Here is a 16,940-nt window from a genome sequence, read left to right as displayed (position 1 = left end):
CCATGACCACCAACACACAGGCCAGCACCGGGCCGGTGTGGGACTGGGCTGCCGGTCACGGACCCGTGACCGGCGCCATGTCCGCCACCACCGGAGCCTTCGCCGTCGCCACCACCGGAGCCGCCACCGGCATGCCGCCCGGCTGGGCCCTCGCCGTCGGCGCGGCCGGCGCCATCGGCCACACCGTCTCCAGCCTGCGCGAGCGGCTGTCCGCCCGCACCATCGCCATGCGCGCCGCCTCCTGGCTCATCGGCGCCGGGTGGACGACGTGGGCCATGACCACCGGACCGCTCACGTGGGCCGCGCTCGGATCTCTCGCCACCATCGGAGTCGGCATCGGGGCCGCCGCCCGCTCCACCCTCCTCTACGAGGAGGCAAGGGAGCTGGAAGCCATCGCCGCCGACGAACGCCAAGTCGCCCGCGAACTGTCCGCAGAGCGCCGGGCGATCGCCGCCGAATGGGTCGACCGGGTACAGCGCGTCTGCGGCATCACCCTGCGGGTGCTCGCGGTCGAGATGTGGCCCACCGGCACCGGCTTCACCATCGACGCCGAACTCCCGGCCGGCGGCACGACGTACGACAAAATCGCGGGCCAATCGGCGGCACTGTCGGCGGACGCGCGGCTACCGCACGGCTGCACCGCCGCCGCGTCGCCCGGCATCCACCAAGGGCGCGTGCTGCTCGACGTGACCACGGTGAACGTGCTCGCCGAGGAGGTCACCTACCCGACCGACTACGCGCCCCTGTCCGTCCACACCGGGATCCCGTGGGGGCTGCGGACGAACGCAGACGAGATCCGCGCCTACCTGCGCGAGCAGTGCGCGCTGGTCGTCGGGCCGACCGGTTCGGGAAAGACCAATATGGTCCACACGATCCTCGCCGGGTTCGCCCGCGCCACCGACGTACTGACGTGGGTGATCGACCTGAACGCCGGTTCGGCGGGTCTGCCGTGGGTTCGCCCCGCCATGGATGGTGAGTCGGGGGAGGAGATGCGGCCGGGTGTCGACTGGCTCGCCGCCTCGCACGACGAGGCGATGCTGATGCTCGATGCCGCGGTCAAGGTGGCCAAGCACCGGAAGATGGCCTACCAGGACCTGATGTCGAAGGCGAACACGGACCTGCTGCCGATCAGCGACCGCATCCCGCAGATCATGATCGTGATCGATGAGGGTGCGGAGATCCTGGCCAGCAGCGACAAGCAGTCACGGAAGCTCGCCGAGAAGATCCTTGAGGTCATCCGGATCGCCCGCGCCATGGGCATCCGCACCGTCCTGACCGCCCTCGGAGCCACCGGAGCAGTGCTGGGCAACCTGATGATCCGCCGGGAAGCCAAGGTACGCGTCGCCCTCACCGGCGGCGAGACCGAGGGCATGGATCTCGGCAAACAGTTCCCCGGCTCCCGCGGACTCCGCGTCGACCAAGCCCCCTACAAGGGCGCCGGGTTCATGGGCACCCCCGAATCGTCAGTCGCACTGTTCAAGTCATGGCGGATCCTGCCCAACCAGATCCGCGACATCGTCGCCGCCACATCCGACCGACACCCCGCACTGGACGCCACGTCGGCCAAGGCCGCCGGGCCCGACTATGCCCGCCGCTGGGACCACGCCCGCACCGCATGGATGCGCGACAACCACCCCAGTAACAACCCCGCAGAGCGGTCCGGCACGGTGGGTGGGCTGATCCTGTCCGCACTCCGCAGCGAGCAGCCGCCCGCTGCGGAGTCGGACGAGGACGCGCTCGCGCGACAGTTCCGGGAGCAGATCGACGCCCAGTTCGGCACCGCACCCGAATCGGACGACTCCGAGCCGGAGCAGCCGTCCGCAGGGTCGGGGCTGAACCTGTCGGCTCTGCGGAACGAGGACAACGCAGCGCGGCAAGCCGCGCTCGCGCTGCTGCTCGCCGCCGGGCCCGAGGGCACCGGCGCATCGGCGATCGCTCGGGCGCTCGCCGACGAGCACGGCACCACCCGGCAGACCGTCGTCGGCTGGCTCAAGACGTGGACCGACGACGGCACCGCCGTACGCATCGGCACCGGCACCAAAGCCCGCTACGTCCACCACCGCCACGCCCCCGACACCCCGCCCCAAGGGTGACCGCTTGTCGCTTGTCACCCCGGCCACGAGAAGGCCCCTACGCGGCCCTGAGAGAGCCGGAAACGGCTTGTGACCTGCAAGGCGACAAGCGACAAGACAAGACAAGCGACAAGCCAGACGACAAGCGCCACGACAAGCCGACACCGGGCAGCACCCCACCCACGGGGTGCTGCCCGGTGCGTTCCACCCACCGCGCAACCACCCGAAGGAGGCACCGCCATGCACCGCCACGAACCGCCCGGGTTACTCGCCCCACACATACCGGCCGACCTCTACCGACAGGCCGAACGCGAGGGACGACCGATCATCGTCGTCCAGCAGGCGGCCCCGGCCCCGCGGCCGGCGCGCACCTACCTTGCGCCGCTGGGCATCGCCCTCGCGGCAGCGATCGGGGTCGCGGGCACGGTCGCCGCGATCCTCGCCCTGTTCGAGTTCGCCGTTCACACCGCAACCGTCATCGCCGGGGCAGCCGGACCGATCGGCATCGGCGGACTCACGCTCAAGCTCACCCGACCCCAGAAATGACGCCCGGGGTGACCGCTCCATCCCGCCAGAGAAGCGCGGTCACCCCGGCTGTCCAGCCCACCTGTAGAGAACTGGAGACCTCCAGCATGACCCATGACCCCCGCCCCGCGCTGCTGCGCGCAGCGCTGGACGCGGCCGAACGTGGCTGGTTCGTCCTGCCGCTCCGTCCCGGCGACAAGCCCCCGGCCCTGCACGGCGAGAAGTCCTGCACCCGGCGGGGCGAGTGCGCCGGCGGGCACGTGAAGTGGGAGCAGCGCGCGACCACGGATCGGGCCCGGATCGAACGGTGTTGGTCCGCGGGCCCGTTCAACATCGGCATCGCGACCGGCCCGTCTGGGCTGGTCGTCGTAGATCTCGACATGCCCAAGGACAAGGGCAGTGCGGACACGCCTTCCGGCGTGACGACCTTCAAGGCGCTCTGCGAGCGCGCCGGACAGGACATGCCCGCAACGCGAACGGTGCGCACTGCGAGTGGTGGTGGGCGGCACCTGTACTTCACCGCCCCCGCCGAAACCAGGCTCGGCAACACCCAAGACACGCTCGGGCCGAACATCGACACCCGCGCCCGCGGCGGCTACGTCGTCGCCCCCGGCAGCACCACCCCGGCAGGAAGGTACGAGGTGATCAGCGACGCTCCCGTAGCTCCGCTGCCCGCATGGCTGCTCACCGCGCTCCGGCCCGCGCCCAAGCCGAGCACCCCAACCACCATCGCCCCGGCCCGCGATGCCACCCGCGTTGCCCAGGTCGCCCTGGACCGCGAGTGCGCCAAGGTCGCGGCCACGCCGGAAGGCGGGCGGGAAGCCGTGCTCTTCACGTCCGCACGGTCCATGGGGCGCTTCGTGGCATGGGGCGACATCCCCCGCCACGAGGTAGAGCAGGCTTTTCAGGCTGCTGGGGAGTCGGCCGGCCTCAAGTCGTACGAGTGCCGCTCGACCCTGCGCAGCGCTCTGAACTGGTCGATCCGCACCGCCCGACCGCGGGATGCGGCATGAGCACGCCGCCGCGCCCCCCTGCACTGAAAAGCCTTCCTGCCACCCCCACCGGCCCAAGCCTCGCCGAACCAACCTCTGCCGCGTCCCAGGGTGGTGCGGCGAAGATCGCCGCCCGGCAGGGCGTCCCTTCTTCTGTTCGCCCTGACGGGCAGCAGGGCGACGGCCGATACGTGGTCGCCATGCTCCACATCAGCGCGCCCAAGGGCGCGATTCCCACCGCCACCTCGCGATGCGCGTGCGTTCGGGATCGCAGCGCGGTCGGTCACCGCAAGGTGCACGCCCTGATCGCCGACCACACCGCCCACCAGGACCTCTGCCCGCTCCGCACTTCCCAGGAAGGGAGGACCGCCGCATGACCAGCACCAACGCTCCCGCGCCGTCCATCGACGGAGCCGCCCTGCTCAACGAGGTGGAAGCCTTCCACCGCCGCTTCAACATCTTCCCGCGCGAAGCCGCCTACGTCGCGGTCGTCCTTTGGGACGCACACGCCCACCTGCTCGACTCGTTCGACTCCACCCCGCGCATCGCCTTCCTGTCCCCCGAACCGGGCAGCGGGAAGTCCCGCGCGCTGGAGATCGTCGAAACGCTGGTCCCGAACCGCATGGTCGCCGCTCAGGCGTCCGTGTCGGCGATGTTCCGCTCGGTCTCCAGCGTGGAGAAGCGGCCCACGATCCTCTACGACGAGATTGACACCGTGTTCGGCCCGAAGGCTGGGGAGAACGAGCCGCTGCGGGGTTTCCTGAACGCCGGGCACCGCAAGGGCGTCGGTATGTGGCGCTGCGTCGGCGACGGAGCGAACCAGACGGTGCAGGAGTTCCCCACCTACTGCGCGGTCGCCATGGCGGGGCTGGGATCTCTGCCGGACACGATCCTGTCCCGCTCGGTCATCATCCGCATGCGCAAGCGGGCGCCCAACGAGAAGGTGGAGCCCTTCCGTCAGCGCCTCCACGAGCAGCAGGGCAACGCCCTGCGTGACAAGCTCGCCGCCTGGGCAGACAGCGTCCGCGACAAGGTCGCCGGATCGTGGCCGGCCATGCCCGACGGGGTGACCGACCGGCCTGCCGATGTGTGGGAACCGCTGCTGTCCGTCGCGGACGCGGCCGGGGGCGACTGGCCCGCCCGTGCACGCGCCGCCTGTGTGGAACTGGTCGCCGCCGCGCAGGACAACGACGAAGCCTCGCTCGGTGTCCGACTGCTCACCGACCTGCGCGACGTGGTGTTCTGCGGAGCGGACCGCATGCCCACCGCGGTCATCCTCGAATGCCTGCTGGCCATGGACGACGCCCCGTGGGGCGACCTGGACGACAAACCCCTCAACTCCCGCACTCTGTCCAAGCTGCTCGGTCAGTACGTCACCCCGGCGAACAAGCCGATCAAGCCGCGCGGCATCCGCACCGCCTCGGGCACCCCGAAGGGCTACTACGCGGAAGACCTCACAGACGCGTGGACCCGCTACTGCCCCCCGCCCCCTCCCAGGTCCGCAACATCCGCAACGTCCGCCACACCGCAGGTCAACAGGGGTGAATCCGTGGCGGATAGCGCCACAGGCATCCGCCACGCCACCGCGGAAGCCGCCACACCGCTGTTCCCCGTCGCGGGCTGACCTGCCCGAATCGCACGGTGCCGCCGCACCCGCGTGTGGCGGCACCTATCCGCAACACAGCAGCCATCCGCCACAAAACCAAGCCGCTGACCAGCAATGTTGCGGCGTGGCGGATGTTGCGGATCCCCAAGAGGCCACGAGCCAAGGAGTTGCAGTCATGGCACGCCCGCAGATGCTCAAGCTCCCCGAAGTGCTCGCCGAGATCGGCATGAGCCGAGCCGCCTTCTACCGCATGCGCGCCCGCGGCCAGGCGCCCAAGCTCCGCAAGCTCCCCAACGGACAGATCCGCGTACGGCGTCAGGACCTGGACGCCTGGTGGGAGCGCTGCGAAGAGGCCGCCGCCTAATCCACATCCGCACATCGCAAAGGGGCTCCGCCGATCGGCGGGGCCCCTTCTCCATGAAGGAGATCCACCTTGCACACCTACGACGTACGCATCTGGGGCATTCGGCGCCGGAACAGCAAGAGCGCCCCGTTCCAGCTCCGTTGGCTGGTCGGCGGCAAGCAGCACCAGGAGCCGTTCATGACCAAGACGCTCGCGGATGCGCGTCGGGCCCAACTGCTCACGGCCGCCCGCAACGGCGAAGCGTTCGACGACGAGACGGGACTCCCGGTCTCGGAGCTGCGGAAGCTCAACCGGACGACGTGGTACGCGCACGCCCGGAACTACGTCGATCTCAAGTGGCCCAAGGCCGCGGCCAAGCACCGGGCCAGCATCGCCGAAAGCCTGACGCTCGCGACCCTCGCGCTCTGCCCGAGCGGCAAGGGGCGGCCCGAGACAGAGTTGCTGCGGCGAGCCCTGTACCAGTGGGCGTTCAACGCCGGACGGCGCGAGACCGAGCCGCCGACCGACGAAGCCGCCGCGCTCGCGTGGGCCGCCAAGCATGCGCCGGCCGTTGCCGACCTCGACAGCGCCCAGCGCATGCGAGTGGTCCTCGACGCGCTGGCCAAGAAGAAGGACGGCACGGCCGCGGCCTCGAACACCGTGAAGCGTCGTCGCGCTGTCTTCAGCAACTGTCTGCGCATCGCAGTGGAGCGCGAGCTGCTGCCGAGTAATCCTCTCCAGCGCGTCCACTGGGAGACGCCCAAGGCGGTAGAGGAGCTGGACGAGCGGAGCGTAGCGACGCCCGCCCAGGCCGCCGCGCTGCTCACGGCCGTGCACAGTCAGGGCAAGCGGGGCGAGCACCTCGCAGCGTTCTTCGGCTGCATGTACTACGGGGCGCTGCGTCCCGAGGAGGTCTCCATCCTCGGGCGCGCGCAGTGCACGCTTCCCGAGACAGGGTGGGGCCGCCTCGATCTGTCGGGCGCCCGGCCGCAAGTCGGCTCAGGCTGGACCGACGACGGCAAGCCGTACGAGGAGCGCGGACTGAAGCATCGGGCACAGCGGACGGTCAGGCGCGTGCCGATTCCGCCCGCCCTGGTGGCTCTGCTGCGCCAGCACATCGAGCAATTCGGCACGGACGATGATGGCCGGCTGTTCCAGGCGGTGCGCCACGGCCCGATCCGGTCCCAGGAGTACGGCTCGATCTGGAAGGAGGCACGCAAGCGGGCGTTGACTCCCGAGCAGGTGGGATCGCCCCTCGCCGCCATCCCGTACGACCTCCGGCACGCCTGTGTGTCCTTCTGGCTCCGGTCGGGCGTGAGCCTCGCCGAGACGGCCCGCCGGGCGGGCCAGAGCATCGCCGTTCTGCAGCGGTACTACGCGAAGGTTCTGGACGGCGAGGAGGCCCGGATGAACGACCTCATCGACCGCGGTTTCGCGGAGCAGGAAGGGCACGGAGAGGGGACGGCCGGCACACCGTAGAGGCATCGAATCGTGGCCGCAGCTTGGCCACACGCCCTGGTCAACGGCGGGACACCCCCGATCCAGGGTGAGACAGCCTGAACGCCGAAGGGGTGTCTCTCAGTGAGAGACACCCCTTCTGACCAGCACCTAGGCTGATCTGCGCGCGGTGGGTGTGGGATTTGAACCCACGGTGACTCGCGCCACGACGGTTTTCAAGACCGTTCCCTTAGGCCGCTCGGGCAACCCACCCACGCCCCGGCCACCTGCGGCGGAGCAGGCTACAGACTACCGGGATCAGCTGTCGCCCGTGCGCTGGCCCAGGATGACCTCCGCCGTGTGCTCCTTGCCGTCGCGCTGGTACGTGACCGTCACCTTGTCGCCCGGCTTGTGGTTCCAGATCTCGCTGATCAGAGTCGGACCGCTGTCGACCGGCTTCCCGTTGAACTTGGTGATGACGTCGCCCGCCTTGAGACCTGCCTTCGCGGCCGGGCCGTTCGGGGCCACCGCCGGGGTGCCGCCCGCGCCCTCGGAGGCGATCTTGGCGCCCGAGCCCTGGGTCGACATGTCGACCGTCGCGCCGATCACCGGGTAGACCGGCTTGCCCGTCTTGATCAGCTGCTCGGCGACGTTCTTCGCCTGGTTGATCGGGATGGCGAACCCGAGGCCGATCGAGCCCGCCTGCGACTGGCCGAGGCCGCTGCCCGCCGACTGGATCGCGGAGTTGATGCCGATCACCGCACCGCGCGAATCGAGCAGCGGGCCGCCGGAGTTGCCCGGGTTGATGGAGGCGTCGGTCTGCAGGGCGCTCATGTACGAGTTCGTGCCGCTGGTGCCGTCGCCCGAGGCGACCGGGCGGTTCTTGGCGCTGATGATGCCGGTGGTGACGGTGTTCGACAGGCCGAACGGCGCGCCGATCGCGATGGTCGAGTCGCCGACGGCGACCTGCTCGGAGTTGCCGAGGGCCAGCGGGCTCAGCCCCGAGGGGGCGTTCTTCAGCTTCAGTACGGCTACGTCGTAGCCCTGGGCCCGGCCGACCACCTCGGCGTCGTACTTCTTGCCGTTGGAGAAGGTCGCGGACAGTGTGCCGCCGTCGGCCGCGGAAGCCACCACGTGGTTGTTGGTGAGGATGTGGCCTTCCTTGTCGTAGACGAAGCCGGTGCCCGTGCCGCCCGCGGTCTCGCCGTTCCCGCCGACGCCGCCGCCGCCCGCCTTCGCCTCGATGGTGACCACGCTCGGCAACGCCTTGGCCGCGACCGCGGCGACCGTTCCCGGCTCGCGCTTGAAGTCCTTGGGCGCGTCCGCCGCGGAGACGGTGGTCGAGCCGGAGGTGTTGTCGTTGCGCTCGGAGGCCCAGTAGCCGATGCTGCCGCCGACGCCGCCCGCCACGAGCGCGGCGGCGAGCACCGCGGCGACCAGGCCGCCGGAGCGTTTGCGCGGGGGCTCGGAGACCTGGGCCGGCGCGCCCCAGGCCGGACCGCCGCCGCTGCCGCCCCCGTAGGAGGGGAGCGCGGGCGGGCGCGGCGGCCAGCCGCCCGCCGCGTGCTGCGCGACTGTCGGCGCGGCGGCGGGGACGGGACCGGGTAGCGGCGCGGTGGCAGGGTCGGGCTGGGGGGAGTGCCCGGGCTGCTCGGCCGCAGCCGCTGCCGGCTCGGTGTAGTGGTGGTGCGTCCCGTCCGGCTGAGCTGATGCGGCTGTCTGTGACGTCTCGGCTCCTGGTTCGGATGCCTGCGTGCCTTCGGGAGCGACGCCCGGCACAGGAGGTACGGACGGGGCGGCCGGGACGGCAGTGCCCTCGTTCTCGGTGCTCACAGCTCTCTCCTCAGGTTCCACAGGTTCCTCGTCAGCGCTCGCAACTGTCTGCCGTCAGCTTTTCCCACAACACGTCAGACCACTGTAAGCAGGACCTGTGTGTATCTCGGCAATCCTTTACGTCCGACAAAACGGACGCATCTCCAAAGCCACCGGACGGCCGTCCGGACAGCCCTCGAACCAGCTTCCGGACCAGCCCCCTGCACGCGCCTACCCCGCCTCGGTGACACCATGACGCGGTGACTCAAGCACGGCAGCACAACATCCAGGTCGTCGCCCACCGAGGCGCCTCCGAAGACGCCCCCGAGCACACCCTGGCCGCGTACAAGAAGGCGATCGAGGACGGCGCCGACGCCCTCGAGTGCGATGTAAGGCTCACCGCCGACGGGCATCTCGTCTGCGTCCACGACCGCCGCGTCAACCGCACCTCCAACGGCCGGGGCGCCGTCTCCGCCCTGGAGCTCGCCGATCTCGCAGCCCTCGACTTCGGGTCGTGGAAGGACAGCGAGGAGAGCCCCGACTGGAAAGACCGGTCCTTCACCTCCGTACTCACCCTGGAACGACTGCTGGAGCTGGTGGCCGATTCCGGGCGCCGCATCGAGCTTGCCATCGAGACCAAACACCCCACCCGCTGGGCGGGCCAGGTGGAGGAGCGGCTGCTCCACCTACTCGGGCGCTTCGGCCTGGCCGATCCGACCACGGCCGACGACTCACCCGTACGGATCATGAGTTTCTCGGCCCGGTCCCTGCAGCGGGTCTCGGCGGCTTCGCCGAACATCCCCACCGTCTATCTGATGCAGTTCGTGACGCCGCGGCTGCGCGACGGGCGGCTGCCGGCCGGCGCGCGGATCGCCGGCCCGGGCTTGCGGATCGTCCGCAACCACCCCGGCTATATCGCCCGGCTGCACCGCGCGGGCCATCGCGTGCACGTGTGGACCGTCAATGACCCGGAGGACGTCGAGCTCTGCGCTCGCCTCGGTGTCGAGGCGATTATCACCAATCGCCCCAGACAGGTGTTGTCCCAACTGGGCCGTTTTCAACGCTGATTACAGGGAGTGCACCGGCGCGTTCGGTCCGTATTGGATCGTTACGAGTGCGTCACTGGCCCGCACATGGCCGGTTTCCGGTCCAGTCCATTGGGGCATTCACACCGTGGCGTGGGGCAAAGGAGGTCTCGGGGGTGGCGTTGGTGGTGGCACAGGAGGTGCCCACGTCGTCGAGCATGGCCGTACCCCATGGCCCTGCGGGCGTGGGTGAGGCGAGACACCGGATGCGTGAGCAATTGCGCCGCAGCGGAGTGTCCGAATCGGTCGTCGACGATGCAGTACTGATCCTTTCCGAACTGCTCAGCAATGCCTGTCGGCACGGCAGGCCGCTGGGGCACGCGGAGGTGGGCGACGGCGACATCCGCGCCGCCTGGCGCGTCGACAGGGCAGGCGGGCTGACCGTTGAGGTGACGGACGGAGGCGGTCCTACCCGGCCGGTACCAGCCACGCCATCGGTCACCGCGCGAGGCGGCCGCGGGCTCAACATCATCAGCGCGCTCTCCCAGGACTGGGGTGTCCACGACAGCGCTACCGGTGAGGTCACGGTCTGGGTGATTGTCACCGAAGGTCACTGCCGCGAGGATTTCGCTACGCGCGTCGCAGCCCCCGGGTTCGACTTCGCGGAGTCGTACGACGACCTCGACTGAGCCGGGCTGAGTTCGCCCCTCTCCGACGGAGCCCGACGGAGAGCCCCGCCGACAGTCAGGCGGAGAGCCTACCTAACAACCCGACCGAGCTGTCCCGGCCCGGCTCAACCCGCTGGAGGGCCCGGCCAAGCTGTACTGAACCCGGCCGACGGCTAGGCTCGCGCCCGACGACACAGCACACAGCACCGCCGTAATCGGGAGAAAGCCACACCATGGCCAAGAAGCGACCCCAGACCAAGGCCGGGAAGCCGCAGCTCAGGGACGGAGAGATCCCCGTGGTCGGGGCCCGCGAGCCCTGCCCCTGCGGATCGGGCCGCCGCTACAAGGCCTGTCACGGCCGGGCCGCCGCGCACGCCGTGACCGAGCTGGTCCAGCGCCCGTTCGAGGGACTGCCCGGCGAGTGCGACTGGGTGGCTCTGCGCGAGCTGGTGCCCGCCGCGACCGCCACGCTCACCCTCAAGGGCGGGCTGCCCGAGGGTGTGCCGTCCGTGACCCTCGCGACCGTACTGCCGATGGCCTGGCCCGCCCTGCGCCGTGACGACGGCTCCGTCCTGCTCGGCCTGCAGAACGACACCTCGTCCGGCGACCTCAGCCGCGATCTGGCCGACACCCTGCAGCGCGCGCTGACCGCCGAGCCCGGCACCCCCGTCGCCGCCCTGAGGGTGCCCGCCGAGGGTGTGCGGCTGCAGGAGCTGCTCGACGCGGACGCCGCCTTCGAGCCGACCGTTCACTCCGGCTTCGAGTTCTGGGTCCCGGACTCCGCGGAAAGCGCCACGCCCGAGGTGTCCGCATCACTGGAGCGCGCGAACGCCGCCGCGATCCCGACCGTGAGGCTCTCCGGCGTCGACGCCGCGTACTGGTGCGAGACCCCGGAGAAGAACCACCTCCGCTGGGTCATGCCGCACCCCGAGGAGCACCTCCTGGACGCGCTTGCCCGGCTGCACGCCGCCGGTGCTTCCTCGATCGGCGAGGGGACCAGGCTGGTCGGCTCCTTCCGTGCGCACGGGCTGATGGTCCCGGTCTGGGACCTGCCGAGCTCGATGGGTGCCGAGGAGTGCGAGAAGCCGGCCGCCGAGCTCGTCGAGCGGCTCGCGAAGGCTCTCGCAACCGACGTGCCGCTGACCGCAGAGGAGCGCCGGGCACGCGGCGGGCTCACCAACCGCCAAGTCACCCTCAGCTGAGAGTGACGGTTTCGGTCGACCGATAGGTGACCCCAGTCACAACTCGCCCAATGGACAGGTAAATCCCTGCCCGAATACCCGAGATCGAATTTGCGAACTGCCGATCTCTTGTTACCGTTCTAGAAGCCCGGTCGCTGGTGCATCCCCCGTCGCCAGCGACCGGGCGCTTCCATTTCTGCGGAACGGTTCGTTCCGTCAACGGCCCGCAGGGGACGCGGAGTTACTCCCGGAGCGCAGTAGCAGCGGCCCCTCTCCGACCTCGTCCGCAGTCGCGAACTCCGCCACCGCCGAATACTCAGCGACAGCCCCGCTGGAGGCCTCACGGGGCGTTTCGCAGACGTCCGGCTCATCCCCCGCCTCGACCGCGCAGTTGATCTGCAACGTGCGCCCGCCTGGTCCCATCAGAGTGAGCAGTGAAGTCAATTCCTCGCCCGTGGCATTGCGGTAGTACGTACGCGCCCAGGTGTCGCGCCCCTCGGTAAGCACGCAGGTCTGGGCCTCGACCCCGTCGGGAGAGGCGAGTTCCGGCCCACATCGCGCGGATGTGTGCGGGGCAGTGGGCCCGGTCACGCCGACGGCGGGGGATGCGCCGAGCCCGGGCGGCAGACCCGGCTCGGACTTCGGCTCGTCCGCGGGAGCGGCAACAGGCGCGGGAACGGCGCCCGACCCCGACCGGAGACCTCCCTCATAGCCTTCGGCCCGGGAGGTACCCCCAACCGGCCCTGCGGAAGCGGCCGGCGGCAGCAGTCCGGTGAACACAACAGCGACTGCGAGCCCGATCATACGGAGATTCATGGGCCCACCTGCCGACTGCGCGGGAAAATTGACGGTGGGCCGAAGATATCGACCCAATGCCGCCGTCAGTGGAGCCCCGCGCCCAATTCCCGCCCAACTCGGGCCGGCTCCTACCCGTACGAGTGACAGAGCCGGCCCGGATCAAGAGAGGGATCAAAGGCCCGCGACACCGCGGGCCCGGTGCGCACGTTCAGTACGCGAGGCGGCTGCCACCGTCCGGTGCGCTGGTGCTCGCCTCCACCAGCGCGTCCACCACCGCCTCCACATCCGGCAGCCAGGGAGCCGCTGATCCCGGCAGCGGCGCCCGCTCCCAGCGCACCTGGCCCGTCCCCGTCTCGGAGGGCGGCAGCACCAGATAGCCGCCCTCGCCGTGGAAGCGCAGCGAACTCGGCACGCAGTCCTTGACGAAGAGCAGTTCGCCGAGCTCCTCGAGGGTGTACGGAGCCACCAGGAGCGACCAGCGCGTGGGCGTCGCGACAACAGGGCCGAGTCGCATGCCCATCCGGTCGAGGGCCGACAGCGCACGCGCCCCGGCGACCGCGGGCAGGCTCACCGCGCACGGCGCGAGCCCTCCGGTGGCCAGCATGATCGGAGCGGTGGGCCTGTTGGTCCACCACCAGCGCACCATTCGCTCGTCGGTCGTCGCCGCCAGGATTCCGGGGTCGAAGGGGTGCGCGCCGGGTACGACGCACTCGGGGTCGGGGCAGGCGCAGCCGCGCCCGCCGTCACCGCGACTACCGGCCGCTTTCAGTCCTACACCGGGGAGTACCGGCCATTGCCACTCGACGGCGCAGGTGAGCGCCGCGTCAAGCTGTACAGGCCCCCTCTTGCGCCGGAACCGGAGCCTGCGTCGCCTTCCGAGGATCTCGCGCATGAGCGCTCGTTCCTTTCCGTTGAACGCCGAGTCCACATCACACCATGTGTGCAGCTCTTCACTGTGCGTACAAGTCGGCGCATCACCGCCCCTTGCCGGTGGCATGGGCGACCCCCCGCTTCGCTTGCGACAGGATCGCCGCCCGGGGGCCGAACGTGGGCTGTAGTCCATTAAACGCGTGGCGAGGGGTGGCGCGCGCCTGGCGCTTGCTGTCCCGCTGAACTTTCCCCGCCACTCGAGGATGGGGCGCGACCTCCGGCTGTTAAGACGCCCGGGCCCGCCGCCAGGTTCCGGGGCGGTCCCAACTGCCCCTGGCCATCACCGTTTACGTACCCATCACGCTTGGAATGACGCCCTACTGACCGCCCTCAGTCGACCCCAATCAACCGCCATAGGGTGCATTTTTCAGCCAAGTTAACAGTCTCGTAGACACCATCAATCCCACTGGGACAATGCTGGACATCCCCTTACGTGTGCGTGTACATGTGGATGCATTGATAGCTGCGCAGAATGACATGGGGGTTTGCGATGCTATTGAGCGAAACACACCAGTCGGAAAGCCGGCTGCCATGAGCGCCCCTCACCTGCCGAAAGTGGCTGGAATCGATTCAGCGGTTCCCGCTCCCGCGCACACTTCCTCGCCCCTGCCCGCCCTCCATGCCTCAGCGGCCCCTCCCGGCGCGGTGATTCAGGACCGACTGGCCGGCTGGGTCTCCGATCTGACCACCCTCCACGAACTCACCGAACGCCTGGCCAGAACCGCTTCGCTCGACGACGCCCTCCATGAACTACTGCGCGCGGGAGCCGCCCTGATCGGCGCCCGCCGCGGCATGGTCGTCCTCGAACCCGCGCCGGGCTCCTGGCGGTCCGACTGCTTCGAAACCGACCACGGCCCCGCCCTCACCAAGGGCCTCGGGCTCACCCATGCCGAACTTGGCCATATCGAGACGGTGCCGCGCGGCGCGACCGCGTACGGCAGGATTCTGGACGGTCGGCTCCCCGACGGGCGGCCCGGTCCGGGCGGCCCCCCGGAGGCCGTCGCCCACCCCGACCTGCTCGCCGAAAAGACCCTCGACCCCCGCCACCGCGATGTCGCCGTCCGCCTCGGCTATGCCGCCAGTTACACCCAGCCGCTCGCCTCCGAAGCGGCAGGCACGCTCGGCGCCGCCGTCTGGATGTACGACGAGCCCGCCGCGCCGGTGGAGCGCCAGTGCCATCTCGTCGGGCTCTACATGCGTTACGCCACCGAGCATCTGGCCCGGCTCCTCGAGCTGGAGCACGCCCGCGCCACCGTGGCGACCGTCGCCGAGGAGCTGCTGCCCAGCCGACTGCCCCGGGTGCCGGGCGTCCAGCTGGCCGCCAGGCACCGCACAGGACCGCACGGCGGCGGCGACTGGTACGACGCGCTGCCGCTGCCGGAGGGCGCGCTGGGGCTGGCCGTTGGTTCGGTCAGCGGCTCCGGGCCGAGCGCGCTGGCCGCGATGGGGCGGCTTCGGGCATCCCTGCGGGCGTACGCCGTGATGGAGGGCGAGGACCCCGTCGCCGTACTGTCCGATCTGGAGCTGCTGCTGCGGCTGACAGAGCCCGCCAGGACCGCCACCGCGCTCTTCGCGTACGCCGAGCCGGCCAGGAAGAAGATCGTGCTGGCCGGGGCGGGGCACACACCGCCGCTGGTGGTCGGCGAGCGGCGCACCGAGTTCGTCGAGACGTCCCTGTCGGCCCCCCTGGGAATGCTCGCCTGCTGGGAGGCGCCGAGCGTGGAGCTGTCGCCCGAGCCAGGAGAAACGGTGCTTCTGTATACGGACGGGCTGCTGCGGCGTACCGGAGATCCCATGGACCGGGCCTTCGCGCGGCTGCACGCGGCGGCGGCGAGTGTGCCGAAGGCCGTACGCCACGACCCGGCGGCGATCGCCGACCATGTGCTGCGCACAGTGCTTCCGGAGGGTCTGGACGAGGCCGACAGCGGTGAGGACGTGGTGCTGCTCGCCGCCCGTTTTGACTGACATCCCACACGTTTTCCACAGGGCACCGGGCGGTCTTCCCGTCGCACATACGATGGAAGCTGGTCCTGTGTCGTATCGAGGAGAAGACGTGGCTGAGGAGCTCACCCCGGCGGGGTCCGATGAGGCTGCTGCCGCAGCGGGCCCGGAAGAAGAAGAGCAGCCGATCAAGCAGCGCAAGAACGGCCTGTACCCGGGCGTGTCCGACGAGCTCGCCGAGAACATGACGACCGGCTGGGCCGACACCGAGCTGCACGATCTGCAGCCCATCGCCCAGGCCTCGCACACCGCCGCCCGCCGTGCCTCGCTCTCGGCGCGTTTCCCAGGCGAGCGCCTGGTGATCCCGGCGGGCAATCTGAAGACCCGCTCCAATGACACCGAGTACGCCTTCCGCGCCTCGACCGAGTACGCGTACCTCACCGGCGACCAGTCCGAGGACGGCGTCCTGGTCCTGGAGCCGCACGGCGAGGGCCACCGCGCCACCATCTATCTGCTGCCCCGCTCCAACCGTGAGAACGGCGAGTTCTGGCTTTCCGGCCAGGGCGAGCTGTGGGTCGGCCGCCGCCACTCCCTCGCCGAGGCCGAGCAGCTGCTGGGCATTCCCGCCAAGGACGTGCGCGAACTGCCTGAGCAGCTGCGCCAGGCGACCGGACCGGTCCGCGCCGTGCGCGGCCACGACGCCGGCATCGAGGCCGCCCTGACCGACAAGGTCACCGCGGAGCGCGACGAGGAGCTGCGCGTATACCTCTCCGAGGCGCGTGCCGTGAAGGACGAGTTCGAGATCGGCGAGCTGCAGAAGGCGTGCGACTCCACGGCGCGCGGCTTCGAGGACGTCGTCAAGGTCCTGGACAAGGCAGAGGCGACCTCCGAGCGCTACATCGAGGGCACTTTCTTCCTGCGCGCCCGCGTCGAGGGCAACGACATCGGCTATGGCTCGATCTGCGCGGCCGGACCGCACGCCACCACCCTGCACTGGGTGCGCAACGACGGCCCGGTCCGCTCCGGCGAGCTGCTGCTGCTGGACGCCGGCGTGGAGACCCACACCCTCTACACCGCCGACATCACGCGCACGCTGCCGATCAACGGCCGCTTCAACGAGCTGCAGCGCAAGATCTACGACGCTGTGTACGAGTCGCAGGAGGCGGGCATCGCCGCCGTGAAGCCGGGCGCCAAGTACCGCGACTTCCACGACGCCGCGCAGCGTGTGCTCGCCGAGAAGCTCGTCGAGTGGGGTCTGCTCGAAGGGCCGGTGGAGCGCGTGCTGGAGCTGGGCCTGCAGCGCCGCTGGACCCTGCACGGCACCGGCCACATGCTCGGCATGGACGTCCACGACTGTGCCGCCGCGCGCACCGAGGCGTATGTCGACGGGACGCTGGAGCCGGGCATGTGCCTGACCGTGGAGCCAGGGCTCTACTTCCAGGCGGACGACCTGACGGTGCCGGAGGAGTACCGCGGCATCGGCGTCCGGATCGAGGACGACATCCTGGTCACCGAGGACGGCAACCGGAATCTGTCGGCGGCGCTGCCCCGGCAGGCCGACGAGATCGAGGCCTGGATGGCCTCGATCAAGGGCTGACCCCCGGGCCTAC

15 protein-coding genes and 1 tRNA gene are annotated in these 16,940 nt (G+C 70.2%); 12 read left to right on the top strand and 4 right to left on the bottom strand.

Translation table 11 applies throughout. From position 1 onward, the window contains the following. The first annotated feature begins 2 nt into the window (after positions 1–2). From ACWDO5_RS06535 to ACWDO5_RS06505, 7 genes are all read left to right on the top strand, one after another. Complete coding sequence (locus ACWDO5_RS06535; protein ID WP_450528924.1) at positions 3–2,093, top strand: hypothetical protein; 2,091 nt, start codon at positions 3–5, stop codon at positions 2,091–2,093. 219 nt (positions 2,094–2,312) lie between these two features. Then, the gene (locus tag ACWDO5_RS06530; RefSeq protein ID WP_450528922.1) at positions 2,313–2,618 is read left to right on the top strand and encodes a hypothetical protein; all 306 of its coding nucleotides are present in this window, start codon (positions 2,313–2,315) and stop codon (positions 2,616–2,618) included. Between the two features lie 86 nt (positions 2,619–2,704). After that, complete coding sequence (locus ACWDO5_RS06525) at positions 2,705–3,610, top strand: bifunctional DNA primase/polymerase (protein WP_450528920.1); 906 nt, start codon at positions 2,705–2,707, stop codon at positions 3,608–3,610. Beyond that, complete coding sequence (locus tag ACWDO5_RS06520; RefSeq protein WP_450528918.1) at positions 3,607–3,966, top strand: hypothetical protein; 360 nt, start codon at positions 3,607–3,609, stop codon at positions 3,964–3,966. Before ACWDO5_RS06525 ends, ACWDO5_RS06520 begins: the two co-directional genes overlap by 4 nt. Next, entirely contained in the window at positions 3,963–5,213 is a 1,251-nt protein-coding gene (locus tag ACWDO5_RS06515; protein WP_450528916.1) for a DUF3631 domain-containing protein, read from the top strand. Before ACWDO5_RS06520 ends, ACWDO5_RS06515 begins: the two co-directional genes overlap by 4 nt. A 157-nt stretch (positions 5,214–5,370) precedes the next feature. Next, the gene (locus ACWDO5_RS06510; RefSeq protein ID WP_450528914.1) at positions 5,371–5,559 is read left to right on the top strand and encodes a helix-turn-helix transcriptional regulator; all 189 of its coding nucleotides are present in this window, start codon (positions 5,371–5,373) and stop codon (positions 5,557–5,559) included. Between the two features lie 69 nt (positions 5,560–5,628). Beyond that, positions 5,629–7,017, top strand: coding sequence for a tyrosine-type recombinase/integrase (locus ACWDO5_RS06505; protein ID WP_450528912.1), 1,389 nt, complete (start codon positions 5,629–5,631; stop codon positions 7,015–7,017). Positions 7,018–7,163: 146 nt separating this feature from the next. Here the strand turns inward: ACWDO5_RS06505 and ACWDO5_RS06500 are convergent. Together ACWDO5_RS06500 and ACWDO5_RS06495 are read right to left on the bottom strand one after the other, a co-directional pair. Further along, positions 7,164–7,248 (bottom strand) — tRNA-Ser (locus ACWDO5_RS06500). 45 nt (positions 7,249–7,293) lie between these two features. Next, positions 7,294–8,808, bottom strand: a complete 1,515-nt coding sequence (locus ACWDO5_RS06495) for a trypsin-like peptidase domain-containing protein (protein WP_450528910.1) — start codon at positions 8,806–8,808, stop codon at positions 7,294–7,296. Positions 8,809–9,047: 239 nt separating this feature from the next. Between ACWDO5_RS06495 and ACWDO5_RS06490 the strand changes: the two genes are divergently transcribed. The 3 genes from ACWDO5_RS06490 to ACWDO5_RS06480 all read left to right on the top strand — a co-directional run bounded on the left by ACWDO5_RS06490 (position 9,048) and on the right by ACWDO5_RS06480 (position 11,682). Further along, positions 9,048–9,854 (top strand): glycerophosphodiester phosphodiesterase, encoded by an 807-nt coding sequence (locus ACWDO5_RS06490; protein ID WP_450528908.1) that lies wholly within the window; start codon positions 9,048–9,050, stop codon positions 9,852–9,854. A 47-nt stretch (positions 9,855–9,901) separates the two neighbouring features. Beyond that, on the top strand, positions 9,902–10,501 hold the full coding sequence (locus tag ACWDO5_RS06485) for an ATP-binding protein (RefSeq protein WP_450528906.1): 600 nt from the start codon (positions 9,902–9,904) through the stop codon (positions 10,499–10,501). Between the two features lie 212 nt (positions 10,502–10,713). Beyond that, a complete protein-coding gene (locus ACWDO5_RS06480) occupies positions 10,714–11,682 on the top strand; it encodes a DUF5926 family protein (protein WP_450528904.1) in 969 nt (322 codons plus the stop codon). A 195-nt stretch (positions 11,683–11,877) separates the two neighbouring features. Here ACWDO5_RS06480 and ACWDO5_RS06475 read toward each other — a convergent pair whose 3' ends face one another. Beyond that, on the bottom strand, positions 11,878–12,477 hold the full coding sequence (locus ACWDO5_RS06475; RefSeq protein ID WP_450528903.1) for a hypothetical protein: 600 nt from the start codon (positions 12,475–12,477) through the stop codon (positions 11,878–11,880). A 190-nt stretch (positions 12,478–12,667) separates the two neighbouring features. Beyond that, a complete protein-coding gene (locus ACWDO5_RS06470) occupies positions 12,668–13,351 on the bottom strand; it encodes a bifunctional DNA primase/polymerase (protein ID WP_450528901.1) in 684 nt (227 codons plus the stop codon). Between the two features lie 452 nt (positions 13,352–13,803). Between ACWDO5_RS06470 and ACWDO5_RS06465 the strand changes: the two genes are divergently transcribed. Both ACWDO5_RS06465 and ACWDO5_RS06460 read left to right on the top strand, forming a co-directional pair. Beyond that, positions 13,804–15,354, top strand: a complete 1,551-nt coding sequence (locus ACWDO5_RS06465; RefSeq protein ID WP_450528899.1) for a PP2C family protein-serine/threonine phosphatase — start codon at positions 13,804–13,806, stop codon at positions 15,352–15,354. An 88-nt stretch (positions 15,355–15,442) separates the two neighbouring features. Then, complete coding sequence (locus ACWDO5_RS06460) at positions 15,443–16,927, top strand: aminopeptidase P family protein (protein ID WP_450528897.1); 1,485 nt, start codon at positions 15,443–15,445, stop codon at positions 16,925–16,927. Positions 16,928–16,940 lie beyond the last annotated feature (13 nt).

The organism is Streptomyces sp. NPDC000880 (assembly GCF_053599675.1).
The sequence above is the reverse complement of the archived record's forward strand: the minus strand, read 5'-3'. Positions and strand labels throughout refer to the sequence as shown.